The 16,675-nt window shown below is 62.3% G+C and carries 16 protein-coding genes and 1 pseudogene; 6 read left to right on the top strand and 11 right to left on the bottom strand.

Annotation, left to right across the window (positions count from 1 at the left end; translation table 11 throughout):
• Positions 1-29 precede the first annotated feature (29 nt).
• From PCS43_RS22690 to PCS43_RS22730, 9 genes are all read right to left on the bottom strand, one after another.
• Positions 30-1,952 carry an SEC-C domain-containing protein gene (locus tag PCS43_RS22690; RefSeq protein WP_270923121.1) on the bottom strand — a complete coding sequence of 641 codons (1,923 nt, stop codon included), beginning with the start codon at positions 1,950-1,952 and terminating at the stop codon, positions 30-32.
• A gap of 35 nt (positions 1,953-1,987) precedes the next feature.
• Entirely contained in the window at positions 1,988-3,880 is a 1,893-nt protein-coding gene (locus tag PCS43_RS22695; RefSeq protein WP_125052050.1) for an SEC-C domain-containing protein, read from the bottom strand.
• A gap of 18 nt (positions 3,881-3,898) precedes the next feature.
• Positions 3,899-4,576, bottom strand: a complete 678-nt coding sequence (locus PCS43_RS22700; RefSeq protein ID WP_054826843.1) for a GAP family protein — start codon at positions 4,574-4,576, stop codon at positions 3,899-3,901.
• Positions 4,577-4,625: 49 nt separating this feature from the next.
• On the bottom strand, positions 4,626-6,179 hold the full coding sequence (locus PCS43_RS22705) for an acetolactate synthase large subunit (protein ID WP_042448668.1): 1,554 nt from the start codon (positions 6,177-6,179) through the stop codon (positions 4,626-4,628).
• Between the two features lie 150 nt (positions 6,180-6,329).
• Positions 6,330-7,904 (bottom strand): polyamine aminopropyltransferase, encoded by a 1,575-nt coding sequence (locus PCS43_RS22710; RefSeq protein ID WP_047272094.1) that lies wholly within the window; start codon positions 7,902-7,904, stop codon positions 6,330-6,332.
• Positions 7,904-8,407 carry a DUF350 domain-containing protein gene (locus PCS43_RS22715; RefSeq protein ID WP_042448576.1) on the bottom strand — a complete coding sequence of 168 codons (504 nt, stop codon included), beginning with the start codon at positions 8,405-8,407 and terminating at the stop codon, positions 7,904-7,906. The genes PCS43_RS22710 and PCS43_RS22715 overlap by 1 nt, the downstream gene beginning before the upstream one ends.
• A complete protein-coding gene (locus PCS43_RS22720) occupies positions 8,404-8,781 on the bottom strand; it encodes a DUF4247 domain-containing protein (protein ID WP_042448578.1) in 378 nt (125 codons plus the stop codon). The genes PCS43_RS22715 and PCS43_RS22720 overlap by 4 nt, the downstream gene beginning before the upstream one ends.
• Before the next feature lie 26 nt (positions 8,782-8,807).
• Complete coding sequence (locus PCS43_RS22725; RefSeq protein ID WP_042448582.1) at positions 8,808-9,308, bottom strand: DUF2617 family protein; 501 nt, start codon at positions 9,306-9,308, stop codon at positions 8,808-8,810.
• On the bottom strand, positions 9,305-9,937 hold the full coding sequence (locus PCS43_RS22730) for a DUF4178 domain-containing protein (RefSeq protein ID WP_042448586.1): 633 nt from the start codon (positions 9,935-9,937) through the stop codon (positions 9,305-9,307). Before PCS43_RS22730 ends, PCS43_RS22725 begins: the two co-directional genes overlap by 4 nt.
• A 171-nt stretch (positions 9,938-10,108) precedes the next feature.
• On the opposite strand from PCS43_RS22730, the pseudogene PCS43_RS22735 reads away from it, so the two are divergent.
• Together PCS43_RS22735 and PCS43_RS22740 are read left to right on the top strand one after the other, a co-directional pair.
• Positions 10,109-11,421, top strand: a pseudogene (locus tag PCS43_RS22735) (YhgE/Pip domain-containing protein).
• A gap of 99 nt (positions 11,422-11,520) precedes the next feature.
• The gene (locus tag PCS43_RS22740; RefSeq protein ID WP_030537211.1) at positions 11,521-12,897 is read left to right on the top strand and encodes an NAD-dependent succinate-semialdehyde dehydrogenase; all 1,377 of its coding nucleotides are present in this window, start codon (positions 11,521-11,523) and stop codon (positions 12,895-12,897) included.
• Between the two features lie 118 nt (positions 12,898-13,015).
• On the opposite strand, the gene PCS43_RS22745 is transcribed toward PCS43_RS22740, so the two are convergent.
• Complete coding sequence (locus PCS43_RS22745) at positions 13,016-13,294, bottom strand: hypothetical protein (RefSeq protein WP_003939940.1); 279 nt, start codon at positions 13,292-13,294, stop codon at positions 13,016-13,018.
• A gap of 49 nt (positions 13,295-13,343) precedes the next feature.
• On the opposite strand from PCS43_RS22745, the gene PCS43_RS22750 reads away from it, so the two are divergent.
• Positions 13,344-13,787 carry a hypothetical protein gene (locus tag PCS43_RS22750; protein ID WP_054825973.1) on the top strand — a complete coding sequence of 148 codons (444 nt, stop codon included), beginning with the start codon at positions 13,344-13,346 and terminating at the stop codon, positions 13,785-13,787.
• Here the strand turns inward: PCS43_RS22750 and PCS43_RS22755 are convergent.
• Entirely contained in the window at positions 13,741-14,625 is an 885-nt protein-coding gene (locus tag PCS43_RS22755; protein WP_073513360.1) for an alpha/beta fold hydrolase, read from the bottom strand. The two genes, PCS43_RS22750 and PCS43_RS22755, sit on opposite strands and share 47 nt — an antisense overlap.
• Positions 14,626-14,699: 74 nt before the next feature.
• On the opposite strand from PCS43_RS22755, the gene PCS43_RS22760 reads away from it, so the two are divergent.
• The 3 genes from PCS43_RS22760 to PCS43_RS22770 are packed head-to-tail and all read left to right on the top strand — an operon-like array spanning position 14,700 to position 16,668.
• On the top strand, positions 14,700-15,179 hold the full coding sequence (locus PCS43_RS22760) for a MarR family winged helix-turn-helix transcriptional regulator (protein ID WP_064687758.1): 480 nt from the start codon (positions 14,700-14,702) through the stop codon (positions 15,177-15,179).
• Positions 15,176-15,808, top strand: a complete 633-nt coding sequence (locus PCS43_RS22765) for a 5-oxoprolinase subunit B family protein (RefSeq protein WP_209447985.1) — start codon at positions 15,176-15,178, stop codon at positions 15,806-15,808. The genes PCS43_RS22760 and PCS43_RS22765 overlap by 4 nt, the downstream gene beginning before the upstream one ends.
• A complete protein-coding gene (locus PCS43_RS22770; protein ID WP_007729591.1) occupies positions 15,805-16,668 on the top strand; it encodes a biotin-dependent carboxyltransferase family protein in 864 nt (287 codons plus the stop codon). The genes PCS43_RS22765 and PCS43_RS22770 overlap by 4 nt, the downstream gene beginning before the upstream one ends.
• Positions 16,669-16,675: the final 7 nt, after the last annotated feature.

The following is a 16,675-nucleotide window of genomic DNA, read 5'->3' on the forward strand; positions in this document are numbered from 1 at the left end:
GGCCCCGTGCGCCTTTTTGGTAGTTCGCGCTACCGGAAAGGCGCACCGGCAAGGCCGCGACTGAGGAACTCCACCAGCTGACCCGGTTCGGTATCCACCGACTCGATCAGTTGGATCAACTCCTTCTTGTCTTCTACCGCAAGCGGTTCGATGCCACCGAACGTGCGCATCGTGGACCCGGCCGGAAGAACACGAGCACACACGAGTGTGCCTGGCTCGAGGTTCAGCGAGCCCCACTCGTCCGTGACCTTCACCAGATGCCCGTTGCGGACGTCGCTGAGGGTCACCAACTGTCCCGGCTCCGTCGAGGCGACCTTGTACACCGAGCGCGGAATCGACAACCACTGATCGGCCAGTTCGCGTTCGTCGGCAGGCAGCAGTTCTCCGCGGCGCTCGACAAAAGCTGCGAAAATACCCGCATCGAACAAGGCAGCGTCGACGGCCAAACCACCTTCGACGGCCAGCGTCAGTGCTTCTTCGCTGTTGAACTGCTCGGCACGGATGAGCGCAAGATCGAACACGGCGTCGAAGTACTCCGGCGTGCGCGAGAACAACTGAGCCTTGACGTAGAGCCAGCTGGCCCGGTCGTCGAACGTCACCTCGGACTTACCGAGATGGCAAACCTTGAACTTTCGACCGGAACCGCACCAGCACTTGTCATTTCGTCCGAGTTCGGGGTGCTCGGCCGGGGCGTAGCGCTGAAGAACCTCGTGCAGAACCTCGGACTCGCCACCCTCGATTCGGCCCAGCAAAGCCAGCGCGCGCGTCACATCGCTTCGATCGGCGGCCAGTAGCGCCAGATCGAAGATCGCGGGAGTCCAGTCGGGATCGAGATCGTGCGCTGATTCGTACGACGCCTCAGCGGCCAGGATCTTGCCGAGACGATCCGAAGCCTTGCCCGCCAGCCAGTGCGCTGCCGGCTTGACACGACGCGACCCTTTCTCGGCGAGAGCAGTTGCAACAGAATGCAATACGGAATCATGATCGTCGAGTTCGGACAACAGCTCCAACGCTGCCGCAGCCGCGGGCGGCTCGGCGAGGCCTGCGAAGGCCTGCGGATCCTCCTTGATCTGCTTGCGCGCCCAGTCCGAGACATCCTCGACGCCTTCGGCTTTCGCGGCCATGACCACATCGACGAAGGCGATCACCGACGCGGCTTCTTCGGGGTGCAGATTCTCGCGGACCTCGAGCATGCGGGCCCGGTTCGCCAGGTGGTATGCCTCGAAATCGAATCCGTCGACCGCAACGTAGTCACCGTCGCGGACGTAACCTGACGCCTCGAGCATCTCGCCCAGCGGGGCGGTCGGCTGACGGAACAGCGACGGCTCGTCGAGCATCAACTGCCAGACAATGGCATCGAGGGTGTCAGCACCGATGTCGGCAAGGACCGTCGCCAGGTGCTCGCCGAATCCGGGTGCGGGATCCAGTACCTCGGGGATGGTGCAGAGCGTCAGCTCACGGTCAGCGACGAACAATCCGATCAAGTCACCTGCCGAGCACTCGGCAAGGGTGTCGGTGTCGAGTAGAAAGCCTTCGTCGTGTGGGAACTCCGGATCTTCGATCCCACGATCAGCCAACAGGTCGTCGTCTATCCCGCGGTGCACGACGCTGATGCCATGAATTTCGTCGTCGTCACGATCGAGGAACACCCGCAGCATCATCAGATCGGGGTTCGCGTCGAGAACGCCGGACTTTATTTCGGCTTCGGTGAGCCGATGGGTCAGCACTCGATGCTCGAACAACGTGTCGAGTGCGGCGTACCGCTCCTCACTCAAGTAGCCGAGCAGTGGGTCCTCGACGTACTCTACGAATTCGGCCATGTCGTCGGCTGTACCGTGGCCGGCATCGGCCAACAGGGTGCCCCAGTCCGCCGCTGTCTGCGGGCCGTGCTCACGCAACAACTCCATCGCGGCTTCGGCGATCAAGTCATTGGCATCCATCGGTTCGTTCACCTATCCAACTTTAACGGGGTCGACTCGATACATCGTCACCGGTCATCGGTCGAGTGATCGGCGCCTCCACGCAACTCGCGCACCAGTTCTTCGGCCTCGAGATCTTCGGAAGCGAGAACTTCGAGTACCCTCGCAGCCTGCGATTCCGTTGCCATGACCACAACACCCACCGCAAACGCGCCAGTGGGGGCCGTCAGGACCCGAGCACTGATCACATCACCTGGCTTGCCTTCGACCGAGTGAGCAACCGTGACGGTCTCCTTGGACCCACGATCGAGCAGCACGACGCCGGTGTCGGACGTTTCGATCACCTCGTACACCGACCTCCGGATTCCGAGCCACTGTGCGGCTGTCACAACTTCCGCCTCCGGAAGTAGTTCGCTGCGTCTGGCCAAGAATTCGGCAAAGATTCCACCCTCGAACAGAGCGACGTCCAGTGCCGATCCGTCGAAGATCGTGGCCGCGATCAGTTCGTCCTCGGAGAGATTTTCGTTTTCGAGATCGTCGAGCCCGGTCACGATGTCGACGAATTCGGAGGCAAACGCAAACAGGCATGCCTTCTTGTACAGCCACCGACCGTCCGCCTTGACGGATTCATCGGCCTTTCCGAGGTGGCAGACCTTGTATTTGCGGCCGGAACCGCACCAACACTTGTCGTTTCGACCGAGTTCCGGGTGATCGGATGGCACGAAGTCCTGCAGTACGGCGTAGAGATTCTCTTCGGTTCCGCCGTCGATCCGCCCGAGCAGTGACAGCGCCCGGGTCGCATCGCCGCGGTCCGACGCGAACTGAGCCAGCTCGAACAAGGCCGGACCCCAACCGGATTCGGCAAGGAGCGCTTTCTCGTAGTGCGCCTCCGCTTCGAGGACGCGCCCCAGCCGATCGACGGCCTTACCGGCGAGCCAATGAGCCGCCGCCCTGACCGACCGTGGCCCTCGCTCGGCCAGTTCGGAGGCAAGCGCTTCGAGGATTGCGTCGGTCACCGGGTCCTGATTCCGAAATCCGAGATCGAACACGGCCACTGCAGCACCCGGATCTGCCAGTGAGACAAAAGAGTCCGGAGCAGCGCTCACATGACGGTGGGCCCAGTCCGCGATATCGAAGTCGGCGATGACCGCGTCGGTGTATCCGCGGTCCGCCAGATCGACAAACGCAACGGCAGAGACTGCCTCGTCGTGGGTCAGGTCGTAGGTACTGGCCACCAAGGCTGTCCGAATCTGCAGGTCGTAGGCGTCGAAGTCGAATCCCCGCCGAGCCAGTAGCTCACGCTCGTGCTCGTAACCTGCCACCTCGAAGATCTCACCCAGCGGCGCAACAGGAACCGTGAAGAGTGACGGATCCTCGATCAGGAGTTGCCAGCACACAGAATCCAGGGCCTCGACTCCGTCCTCCTCGAAGAGTTCGCCGAGCGCCGGAGCAAGATCGGGTTCGTCCTCGATCTCGACCAGACGAAACGCAAGTGTTCCGTCTTCGACAGCCAAGCCGACGAGATCACCGTCGGCGCACTCGCCGAGGGTTCCGGCCGGAAGTACCACAACTCGTCGACTCCGGAAGGGAGCAGCTCCGCGTTCGGAGGCTGCTTCTTCCGCCAGGGCCACCCGGATCGCCCCGTCGTCGTCGCCGAATGCCAAGATCGGTTCCAGGTCGGGGCTCGCGTCAAGGATGTCCGACGCAATTTCGACTTCGCTGAGCCGGTGAGTGAACACGAGCCCTTCGAGGACCGTGTCGAGAGCGACGTACTTTCCGTTGGGCAGGTACCCGAGCATCGGTTCGGACAGGTACTCGAGTACATCGGCCAACTCGGTCGCAGTTCCGTACTCCTCGAGATGGGTCGCCCACTCTTCGAGACTCAGCGGGCCTTGCTCGCGCAGAACAGCCAAAGCAGCGGAGGCAATGGAACCGGCAGCGTCGTCGTCGAAATCAGTCACCCGCCAATGGTAGGCGACCTATTGCAGCCCACTGAGCCCCTCGCCCAGCACGGTCGCACCGAGGATCGTCAGGATGACCGTCATCATCACCGCGTTGTTGGCGGTCATCCATGCCTTCGCGGACGCGAGGATCTCGTCGGCACGCTTGCCGGAGAACACCTTCACCAGGATCGGCGACGCGATGCCGACGCTCGCGATGACCGTGAAGATCACCGCGGCAACAATCTGTTGGGCAACGACATTCGTGGCGACCGCGATAGTGGCCGCACCGGATACCGCCAGCGCTGCATTCTTGGGATTGACCGCCGCGGACAAGAACGCCAACCCGAACGCCTTCCGCGGAGTCAACCCGTCGACGCTCTTCATCCACTTCGGAACTGTCGGCTCACTCCCGTTTCGCGGACGCGCGCGCCACTGCTTGTATGCCAAGCCGAACAGGACAAGACCCAACACGATTCGTACGACACTCGACCACACCGAAGTCTGCGACGACTGCGACTCCGCGAACGAGTAGTCCGCGATCACGATGGTCGCTGCAACGACTGCCGAGATTCCGAGGACCCACCCGAGTAGAAAAGATGCCGCCCCTCGATGTGCTCCAGCGGTGATCATGACGAGCACGATCACCGCCATGGGCATCGAGACGAAAAGCAGGCCGAGGGCAATCGGAAGAGACAAACCGATCGCAGCTAGCACCGAAAACCTCCAGTTGAATGCACGATCGACGATCGATTCGAGGTCGAAATCACGACGTCGGAGGCAGCATGACCTCGATGAGATGCGGGCCGGGTTCCGCCAGCGCTGCGGCAAACTGTTCGGCCAACTCCTCCGCTGTGTTCGCCCGCGACGCGGGCACTCCCAACCCCTCGGAGATCTTGACGTAGTCCATGTTCGGAGATGACAGATCCAGCATCGACTGTGCGACGACGCCGCCACCTTCTGCGCCGACTCGTTGCAGTTCGCCACGCAGGATGGCGTATGCGCGATTGTTGAGCAGAATCGTCGTGACGTTCAACATCTCTCGCGCCTGCGTCCACAACGCCGTGATGGTGTACATCGCGCTTCCGTCGGCTTCGAGATTGATCACCGGTCGCTCCGGCGCTGCCACAGCGGCGCCCGTCGCCACCGGGATGCCCTGGCCGATGGCACCTCCGGTGAGCGTGAGCACGTCGTGGCGCGGCGCTCCGGCAAGGGCAATCGGGATCGCCCAACCGGAAGTCGCCGCCTCGTCGGAGATGATGGCGTCGCCTGGCAGCAGGGCGCCGATCACGTCGGCCCAATTTCGAACGTCCAGAGGCCCGCTCGGCAGCGCCGGCCGATTCGCTTCCTGCAAAACAGGTTCGACTCCCGGTGCCACGAGTTCGGCCACTGCCTCCAGTGCACCGGCAACATCGTCGCCGACGCTTGCCAGCGTTGTCACCGCAGCACCCTCCGGTGCCAGATCGCTCGGTTTTCCGGGATACGCAAAGAACGAGACCGGCGAAACCGCTCCGGCCAGAACCAGCTGAGTTGTTCCGCGAAGTTGTTCGGTGGCGTGCTCGGCGAAGTATCCCAAGCGCTCGAATGACGGTAGCCCCGCACCTCGTTGAAGCCTGGCTGGAAAAGTCTCGATCAGAATCTGTGCACCGGTCGCGACCGCAATTCGGGAAGCGGCGCGCAGCCCAGCTTCGGAACAGGCTGCGCCGCCCAGCAGTAGCGTGGCGCGACCCTCGGCATTGAGCGCGCCCACCACCGAGTCGATCTGTGTTGCAGAAACTTCCGCCCGCCCCGGTATGTCCCGAGGACCCGCAAGAACTCCACCTTCGCCCCACGAGACGTCGGCAGGGAGGACAAGTGTGGCAATGCGTCCGGGCGGATTCATCGAGGCGGCAACGGCGTCGGCCGCGTCGCTACCGACGGTCGCGGTGGATTCGGAACGTCGACTCCACCCCTCCAACCATTCGGTCAGCGCATCGATGTTCGATTCGAGAGGAGCGTCGAAACCGTGGTGGTAGGTCGCGTGGTCCCCGACGATGTTCACGATCGGTGTGTGGGCGCGGCGCGCGTTGTGAAGGTTCGCCAGTCCGTTCGCCATACCGGGGCCCAGATGGAGCAGCGTCGCGGCAGGCTTTCCGGCGATCCGTGCGTAGCCGTCCGCGGCACCGGTCACGGCGCCCTCGAACAAGCCGAGTACCGCCCGCATCTGCGGAACGGAATCGAGTGCGGCGACAAAATGCATCTCGGACGTTCCTGGATTGCCGAAGCACACCTCGACGCCCGAGTCGACCAGGCTTTGGATGAGCGACTGTGCACCGTTCATTTCGATCACCTCTTCTTCATGAAAAGCTGCGAATGCTTCCTGCGCTTCATCGTGAGCAACCGAACTCCCGGTGCGTGCTCCTCGATCCGAACAGTCATCCGTACCTCCGTCGTGGCCGAGAGTCTCGATTCAAGCTACTCGGTCGGGAGTTCAGCGTTCGTAGCCCTTGCGCATATCGTCGACGATGCGTGGCCGGTCGAGCGTCGAGGGTTCCAACTCCCGCCTCGGGCGATCGCGAGGAAACACCGAGGCCGACGCCAGCGTCGGCTCGTCGAGGAACCGCAGGTTCGGCACATCAGCGGGCAGACGAAGCTCGGGTGGAGTGGAACCTCTTTGCGCGAGCACATATCCCCAGTCACCGAAGCTCGGCACGAAAACGTGATAGGGCGAGACACTCAGTCCGACAGCCGATACCGTCGACACCGTTCGCCAGTACGCATCCGGCGTCGAGTACGGGCTGCCGGACTGGACGACCATCAGCCCGCCCGGATTCATCGCGGCAGCGGCAAGTCCGTAGAACTCCATCGAATACAAGCGGCCAAGTGCGGGGGTGTCGGGATCTGGGAGGTCGACGATCACCGCATCGAAACCCGGTTCCGGACGCTCTCGCAGCCACCGAAACGCATCGTCGAGTACGACGTCCACCCGTGGATCCTCGAGCGCTCCCTCGTTCAGATCACGAAGACGCGTGTTGGCCAACTCGATGACTGCCGGATCGAGTTCCACTTGAACGATCTGCTCGACGCTGTTCATTCGCAGCACTTCCCGTGCAGCGAGGCCGTCACCGCCGCCCAGAATCAGCACGCGCCGGGGGTCGTTCACCAGGGCCGGATACACCAGCGACTCCGTGTACCGATGCTCGTCGACACTGGAGAACTGCAGGTCTCCGTCGAGGAACAGGCGCACGTCGTTCCCCCGCTCGGTGACGACGATTTCCTGGTACACCGATCGCTCGGCGGCCACCACGGGATCGGTGTAGAGCCGCTGCCTCGACGTGGTCTCGATGTCCGACGCTGCGATCAGCAACCATCCGATCAAACTTGCTGCCAACAGCATTGCGACGACGGCGATCGATCGTGCGCGCAGGCTGAGCTGCCACCGAAGGAGTATCAGCGCGACCACTGCCGCAGCCACGAGATTGATCATGCCGGTGAGTGCGGCACCGCGAATCATTCCCGCCCACGGCAACAGTACGAACGGCCACAGCAGACCACCGATCAATGCGCCGAGGTAGTCGGCGGCATTGAGGTTGGCCAGTACCTTTCCGGTGCTCTGTGCGTCGTTGTCGCTGCGACCGGACTGCAAGAGCGTCATCAGCAGAGGCACTTCGGCACCGACGAGGATGCCGATCAGCGCGGTCGCCGCCACCAGAACTGCTGCGCTGGAACCGAAGAACGTGAAGGTCACGTACAGCGTGACGGCACTGAATCCGCCGATCAGCCCGAGCAGTATCTCGACCGTCACGAACGAAACGGCAGCGTGTCCCAGCAGAGGTTTGGCGGCCAGCGCTCCGATACCCAGAGCCGCAACAAATCCCGCGACGATCAACGACGTCTGGGTGATGCCGCCGCCGGTCAGACTCACGCTGAGTGTCAACAGGGCCAGCTCGTAGATCAGGCCACACGCAGCGCACGCCGCAACAGCCGCAAGGAGAAGGACGCGTGCGCGCGGGCCGAGCATCGTCGAACGCTCGTCAACTGTCACATCGGGATCAGCGGCAACCATCAGGTGAGCGCTGCGGCGTTCACCAAACCGATGGACAGCAAGCTCACACCCACAGCCCACGCGGCGCCACACATCTTCGGATCCTGCACCAGCGCAACCAACTTGCCGGGAAGGAATGCGTTCATCAATCGCAGCGCGATCGCTTGCAACACGATCGCGAACAGTCCGTACACCGCGGAGTCGGCGAGTCCCTGAGCAAAGCCGTCCGAACTGGTCAGGATTGCCGTCACCACGATGATCGCCAGCGCAAGATGATTGGAGGCCAACAGAATCGCAGCGTTCGGGTTCTTGTCGACGTAAACCTGGTGGCGGAGATTTCCGGGTGTCATGAGGTCGAGGACCAGGAATCCCGTCGCCAGAACCGCTGCACCGACGACGAAGTAGGCGAGGGTGCCGAGAACGCCCCCGACGAGCAATGCCGGATCCACCGTTCCGATCTCGACGGAAGTGGATGCAAAGATGTTCGTCACGCCGTTCTCCTTCTCATTGAGCATTACCGTCATTTGGCACTACCCGAGCCGCCGCTGCCACTGCTTCCACCCGCCGGGGATCCCGGGTTGAAGCCCGGTCCCAGGTACGCGTATCCGCCGCTGCGATACGTGCCGTCGATGTCCTCTACCTTGATGGTGCTGCCACCGCCCGAAGCCGAACTGACAGTGACGATGTCGTCGTCGTAGCGCAGGTATTCGTTGCCGCCGTCAGCACTTCGCGCCGCTGGTTCGTCCGCGTCGACAATCCGTGAGACGGTCGTGCCCACTGGATCTTTCGACGAGTACAACACGACGTCGCCATCCTGGGACGTCTTGGAATAGTTGTCCGCGATGAAGTCTTTGGCTCCACCACCGCACGCCGACAACATAATTGCGGCCGCCAGCATCACCGGAGCAAACCACGTCCGCCCCCTCACGGGCGCCACCTACTGCGCGTCTTCACGATCACTCCTGTCCCCTCCCCCGGGTACAAATGCCAACTCTGCCAACTCCACCCCTGGCGGTCTCGCACGCCACACAACGCGGTCAACGCTGTGTCGTCGCCGGGAAAGGATCCGCAGATCCAACCGTCCTGGCCGGCGGACTCTCTCAACGATGCAGCTTCCGAATCGAATTCGACTCGGTCCAGGATCAGCGAGGAAGACTCGAACCGGTAGTTTTCCGTGGACTCCACTGCCGGCAAGGGTTCACCGCCGGCGGCAAGAGCATCGCACGAAACCTGCTCGGTCAGTTCCTTTCCCGACGCCCAGGCCGTCACCACGTGCGAAGCCCCGAGCACTCCGAGTGTCAGCGTCGCGTCGGAAGTTCCGATCACCAACTCGGCGAGGGTCGGTGGCGCAGGAGCTCCCAGTACCAACCCCAGTGCCGAGGCATCCACGTCGGTCGGCTCCACGTCGAGTAGATACAGGCTCATTCCGGGGGGCCCGAGTGGATGACAGTGAGTTCGCTGCGAGTGACCGCCCGTCCCGTGGAAACCTCCCACGACTGTCCGCGCGCCCACTTCTCGAATGCAATCAGGCCGGTCTTGTCTGCGGTCGCATAGTCCGCGTATTCCATCGAGCCGGAAGGGGCCGTACCCGTCGTACCCTCGGCCGTGAACTTCGCCGTTCCACTTTCGATCTTGCGGTGAACCTTGTCGTCGAGAATGACGTCGCCGTTCGGGACCAGGTTGGTTCCTTCTCGACGCATCCAGAGAGTCATCTCCAATTCGCCCTCGTCGTCCTCGACCGTCAACCAACGACGACCGGTCGAACCGTCGAGAAGGTGCTCACGCCAGATGTACCCCTCTTCGTCGAGCGTGATGGTCCCTCGAACAACATGGTCGATACCCGCGTACGTGATGATGTCGCCGACCCCGATCTTGTGGGGGTCGTACACCTCGGGATAGTCGGCGAGCGGGTCGACGCGAGCACTCGGCTTACCCTGGCGTCCACGCAGGACCACAAACACGACGGCAGCGATCACTACGAGTATCAGGACAACTATCAGCACGTTGGTCAACGGTTTCTCCGAAATCGTCTCGGCAGGGTTGCCGCGGGCCATACCCTACCGATCCGTTCTCAGCCTTTTCGGATGAGACTGCCGGCAATCCGGCCTGTCGCCGACCGGACAGGTCTCCAGCGCCGCGGGCAGATCGAAAGACTGCCCCGGCGCACCTTTGCGTTTACGCTCAGCCCGAGGAACTCCGCGCGAACGAAAGCCGGTCGACTGACGATGAGCAAGAACACGGAGCCGTCTGCCCGCACCGTCATGCACACACCACGATTCTGGTTGACACCATTGATAGTGGTCACCCTCTTGATGTCTGCGCTGGCAGCGTTGTACATGGGCGGAATACTCGACCCCAAGAAACACCTGGACCAGTTCCCGATCGCCCTGGTCAACCAGGACGAGGGCGACACCCTCCCCGGTGGCGACCCCGCCGACCGCAAGAACTTCGGAAACGACATCGTCGCCGGCCTCGAAAGCGGAATCGACCACCAGAAGATCGACCTGCAGCAGATCGGTATCGCCGAAGCCCAATCGCGGTTGAACTCCGGCACGCTGTACGGCGCGATCGTGATTCCCAGTGATTTCACGAAGAGGACGATCATCCTGGCGGAGGCCAGCGTCGTCGCCGGTGACGTAGAGCAACCGATCATCACGATCTACACCAATCCTCGCGCCGGTTCCGTCTCGGCATCGCTGGTCCAGTCGATCGGAACCACAGCCCTCGCCTCGGTCAACAAGAACATGGGCGAGCAACTCACCGCCCTTGTCACCGCGCAGTTGGAAGCGGGAGGCACCGGAACCCAGATCTCCGGAGCGAGCCGCCTGCTGCTCGAAAACCCGGTGAACGTACTCACGGTTGCCCACGATCCGCTTCCCGACGGAACCGGATTCGGTTTGGTGGCATTCTATTTCGCGCTGCTGTTGGTCCTTGCGGGATTCACCGGAGCAACCGTGGTCAATTCCTTGGTGGACGGCATGCTCGGATACGCGCCTACCGAATTCGGTCCACTCTTCGTTCAGAACGACGTTGTGGGTATCAACAGGTTTCGAACGCTGCTCGTCAAATGGGCATTCATGATCGTGTTGTCCGGCATAGTCTCCGCGTTGTTCCAGTGGATCAGTCGCGCCCTCGGAATGCCGGTCACTCACGGGCTTGCATTGTGGGAGTACGGCGCGCTGGTCATCACAGCGGTGGGCATCACGGCGATGTCGGTGATGGCCGCGTTCGGCTCGTTGGGCATGTTGATCAACCTGTTCGTGTTCGTCATTCTCGCGCTGCCCTCGTCCGGTGGCACCATCCCCCTCGAAGCCAGCCCCAGGTTGTATGCCTGGCTGGCGCAATTCGAGCCGATGCACCAGATCTACATGGGCACGCGATCGATCCTGTTCTTCGGCGCACACGTGAGGCAGGCCTGCTGCATGCCGTCTGGATGACGTTGGTGGGTCTACTGATCGGCGTCGTACTCGGCATCGTGACCACCCGTTTCTACGACCGCAAGGGCTACGAGCGCACCCATCGCCGCAAGGTGGCGTGACATGGTACCCAGCCGGGATTTGATCGAAACCTGTTGAGCCGATTCAATGTGATTGCGCGTTTCGGGAATCTTCGAGCCCCTTCCGCACGTTGTACAACTATGGCTAATTACAAAACAGTCAATCCCGCGACAGGTGAAACCGTCAGGGAATTCGATACTTTGGATGACGCCGGAGTTGAAGCCGCACTTGCGAACACGCATCGCGGCTACTTGACCTGGCGCAACAGTGCGCCACAGCAGCGTGCGGCAGTCCTGAGCAAGACCGCCGAACTGTACACAGAGCGCGCAGACGAACTGGCCCGAATGATCTCCTTGGAGATGGGTAAGCCGGTCCGCGAGGCCAAGGGCGAAGTACAACTCTCGGCCGCGATCTATCAGTGGTATGCAGACCACGGTCCGGCACTGCTCGAGGAAGAACGACTCGACGTTCCCGGGGCCGAGGAGTCGGTTGTGTACCGGCGACCGATCGGCGCTCTCATCGGCGTCATGCCGTGGAACTTCCCGTACTACCAAGTCGCCCGCTTCGCGGCACCGAATCTGATGCTCGGTAACACGATCATTCTCAAGCACGCATCGAACTGTCCGCAGTCGGCGCTGCTGATGGAAGAGATTCTGCGACAAGCCGGATTGCCGGACGACGCCTACGTCAACGTCTTCGCGACCAACGAGCAGATCGCGGACATGATCGCCGATCCCCGAGTTCAAGGTGTGTCACTGACCGGCAGCGAACGCGCCGGAACCAGCGTCGCCGAAACTGCCGGACGCAATCTCAAGAAGGTCGTCCTCGAACTCGGCGGATCAGACGTGTTCATCGTCCTCGATTCCGACGACATGGATGCCACCGTCAAGTCCGCAACCAAGGCACGTCTGTCCAATGCCGGCCAGGCCTGCAACGCGGCCAAGCGTTTCATCGTCACCGAAGATTTCTACGACGACTTCACCGACAAGTTGGCGACGTCCTTCGAATCCGTCACTGCCGGTGACCCGTTGGACGAATCCACAGTCTTAGGTCCGCTCTCTTCGCAGAGCGCGGCAGATACTCTGATCGAGCAGATCGACGACGCTGTGTCCAAGGGTGCCACGCTGCTGACCGGTGGAAAGAAGATCGACGGCCCGGGCGCCTACGTTCAACCGACATTGCTCGCAGACGTGACACCGGACATGCGGGCCTACAGCGAAGAACTGTTCGGACCTGCCGGAGTCGTCTACAAGGTCAAGTCGGCCAGCGAGGCTGTGGAACTTGCCAATTCGTCGGTCTACGGTCTGAGCGGATCCGTCTGGAGCAGCGATCTCGATTCCGCCCGGTCGGTCGCTGCAGATCTGGACGTGGGAATGGCGTTCGTCAACGAGCACGGAACGACGTTGCCCGGTCTGCCCTTCGGCGGAGTCAAGCGCTCCGGAGTCGGCCGCGAGCTGGGTCCGTGGGGAATGGACGAGTTCGTCAACAAGAAACTGCTCCGCGTCTCCAAGAAGTAGTTCGACACAGAAGTAGCTCGACACAGAAGTAGCTCGGCGCAAAGGAAGGCCCTGACCTCGATGGAGGTCGGGGCCTTTCCTCATAACCCACGGACCAGCAAGCGGGTCCGCTGCCTGGTCACTCGCTTGCCGGCGTGGCACCCCCACGAGTGAGGCTCCACCCGAACCTCGTCGCGATGACAGCTGACACCCAGCCCAACAGTGCACCCACCAGTGGAGCAGCGACGGCGGTGTAGATCGCCTCGTTGGAAACACCAACCGACACGGCGGAGTCACCGACGAAGGCGAAATCGGTTCGGGAGGCGAAGGACGCCCACTCGATCAGGCCGGAGACAACAATAATCAGGAACCCCAGCAGGAAGCCGAAGCCGGCCAGCAGAACGTGAAGTGCGCGCATCCGGTCAGTCTGCCTGTAACACCCACCCAGATAAAACCGACCTGCTGGTATGACACTTTCACGTATCGCTCGCACTTCCGTGATCGCCGCCGCCCTCTGCGCGGGCGCAGCCATCTGTTCCGCGACGTCAGCTTCCGCGGACGTAGTCGACGTCACGATCCTTCCGGGTCTCAGCAGCGGACCGACGACGCCGTACGGAGCGGGCTGCACATATCTGGTGGTTGCCAGGACAGCAGCGTTGAACGAGCCGAACGTCTCGATTGTCGACATGAACCGGGCGTCGACCATGTTCCCGCAGGAATTGATCTGGGACACCGTCAATCCTTACTTCACCTTGCCGGTGGTGCTCGGCCACGCAGTCACGCTGTGGACTCCGACCGCACCCGGTGAGCACTCCCTGATGGCCTACCAGACGTCCGCGGGCGGGCCGGTCGCAACGGTCATGGTCAATCCGGCCACCCCGATGGGTCCGGGGTGCGTCGTCGCACCCTGATCCGCTCGCCCTCCAAGAAGTCGACGAGCACCCGGTTGACTTCATCGGCGGGAACCATCGGAATGCTGTGATGTGAAGCATCTTTCAGCACCTCGACGCGTGCTGCGGGTACCCTCTGCCGCACTGACTTCGACACGGTTTCCGCATCATGCACCCGTCCGTCTTGTGCGAGGACCACCAGCAACTCGACATCCAGTGCGCTCAAGGCCTCCTTCGAAGGACGTCGAGGCACTACGAGATCGGGTCGCGGTAGATCCGAAGTGCCCACTTCCACAAGAGACAGCCAGTCGGAGTCGATACTCAACTCGCCTGTCTCCCATTCCAACAGTCGCCGTCGGCGTGCTCGCGACGGGGAGAGCAACAGCGGAAGCGCACGCAGAAGGTAGCCCGCCTTCATGCCGGAGAAACTCGAATTAGGATCGAGCAGAACAAGTTTCCCGACACGATTCGGTCGATGCAGCGCAAAGGCCAACGCAATCATCGCGCCATAGGAATGTCCGATCACATCAACGGTGCCGGCCCCGGTGCAATCGACTATCGAGTCCATCCACTCGATCAGATCGTCGACGGACTTCATCGGATCACCATTCGGAACGCTCCGCCCGGCATCACCCATGGTGTCGACAGCAAAGACACGCCGGGATTTCGACAGCGTCGCAACATTGTCGAACCACACCGTCGAAGTGGCACCTCCCCCGGACAGAAGGATCAACGGCCGCGAGTCTGCATGCCCACAGACGTTCACATGCGTGTTACCGAACCGCCCCGCGAGATCCACACCCAGCGGTTTCTGCGGCCATTTGGTCAGTACAGCGTCGTATGCGCGATTGAAGTCCATCCCCCACCCCCATTTCTCTCGATTATCGAGATAGTAGACAATCAAGAGACAACACACCAGGGCTGGAGGCATCCTTGAGCGTCGGCGATGCAGAAGACGAAGCGATGGCGATCGTCCACTCGCTTCGCGCACTTACCGTCGACTTGAACGTGGCGGTTTCCGGCTTTGCGAACAAGTACAAAATGCACTCCACCGACGTGCGCGCGTTGATCTGCCTTCTCGATGCCGAGCGCTCGGACACACCGGCGACACCAGGCTGGCTCGGCGCACAGCTGGGTATCAACTCGGCGTCGGTGACCGCGCTCGTCGACCGGATGGTCAAAGCGGGCCACGTAGCTCGGGAGCGAGACTCAGCAGACCGCAGGCGGGTGCTCTTGCAGGTCACACCATCGGCGGTCACTCTGGGCGAGAGTTACTTCGGCCCACTCATTTCACGGGCGGTGAGCACCCTCGGCAATTTTACCGCCACAGAGCGAGCCACCATCGCGAGTTTCATCGCCGCGATGCGAGCGGACGTGGAGCGGACTCGAGTCGATAGGGAGCCCTCCCGGTGACTCGCATACTTCCCGCGGGAGAACGCGCATTGCTCGTGGACTTCGATTCCGAAGCTGGCGTTCTAGCGTTCACCGAAGCACTGACGCGTAACACCCCGGTCGGGGTCGAAGACTTCCTCCCCGCAGCTCGCACGGTCCTGGTCACGTGCACCCCGGCGGCAGATCTCACGTACGTCCGGAAGCGCTTGAACGATCTCGAGCAGACCGATTCTGCCGCGACCACAGACGAGCATTTCGAGACGGATGCACTCACCATCGCCGTCAGGTACGACGGGCCCGACCTCGACGACGTCGCACAGTCACTTGGTATGAGCCGATGCGAGGTGGTTGCGGCCCACACCGGGGCAATGTGGCGTTGCGCCTTCATCGGATTCGCACCCGGCTTCGCCTACCTGACTTCAGGCGACACTCGGCTCGACGTTCCGCGTCGAACGCAATCACGAACCGCTGTGCCTGCCGGTTCCGTCGCCCTGGCCGCTGGATACAGCGCGGTCTACCCGCGGGCATCGCCGGGTGGCTGGCAGATCATCGGGAGCACCGATGCCGTGATGTGGGATCTGAACGCCACACCACCGGCCACCGTTCAGCCCGGCAGACGCGTGCGCTTCGTGAACGAGGAACAACGATGAACAGTCTGGAGATACTCGACACCGGGCCGCTGAGCCTGATCCAGGACCTCGGACGGATAGGTCATCTTCGCTCGGGTGTCGGGGTTTCCGGTGCGGCGGACAGGCGATCTCTCAGGCTTGGCAATCGGCTCGTCGGCAACAACGAGGGCGCAGCCGGTGTCGAGGTCCTCCTGGGTGGGCTGAGTCTTCGGGCGCAGCAACCGACAACGATCGCGTTCACCGGTGCGCCGGCACAGGCCTACCGCGACGGCATTCCGGTCGGGCATTCGAGCGTGATCGATCTGCGGGCTGGTCAGACCGTCCGCCTGGACTACGCACCGAGCGGACTGCGGACGTATTTGACCGTCCGAGGCGGCATTGTGGTTCCCGAGATCCTGGGATCGCGCAGCACCGACACGATGTCCGGGATCGGTCCGGCGCCTCTCGAGCCTGGTGTTTTTCTCCCGATCGGGCCATCGCCGACCACGTTCTCAGCCGTCGACCTCGCACCGGTGCCGCCGATGGCAAACGAGACTCTCGCCATTCGAGTGGTGTTCGGTCCTCGCGCAGATCGATTCACCAACCCCGAAACACTCCTCCATGGCCGATGGGCGATCTCGACCGACTCGGACCGAATCGGCGCACGCGTCGATCGCGTCGGCGCCGACGAACTACTTCGAAGAACAGACGACACCGAACTGCCCACCGAAGGCGTAGCACTCGGATCGATCCAGGTCCCACCCAGCGGCCAACCTGTCGTGTTCCTCGCCGATCACCCCATCACCGGCGGCTATCCGGTGGTGGGAGTGGTCGCGGACGCAGATATCGACCGACTCGGCCAAGCCCGCCCGGGTCAACACATCCGGTTCGTCAGGGCCTGAGCACGCC

The organism is Rhodococcus sp. C-2 (genome assembly GCF_027854095.1).
Taxonomy (GTDB): domain Bacteria; phylum Actinomycetota; class Actinomycetes; order Mycobacteriales; family Mycobacteriaceae; genus Rhodococcus_F; species Rhodococcus_F qingshengii.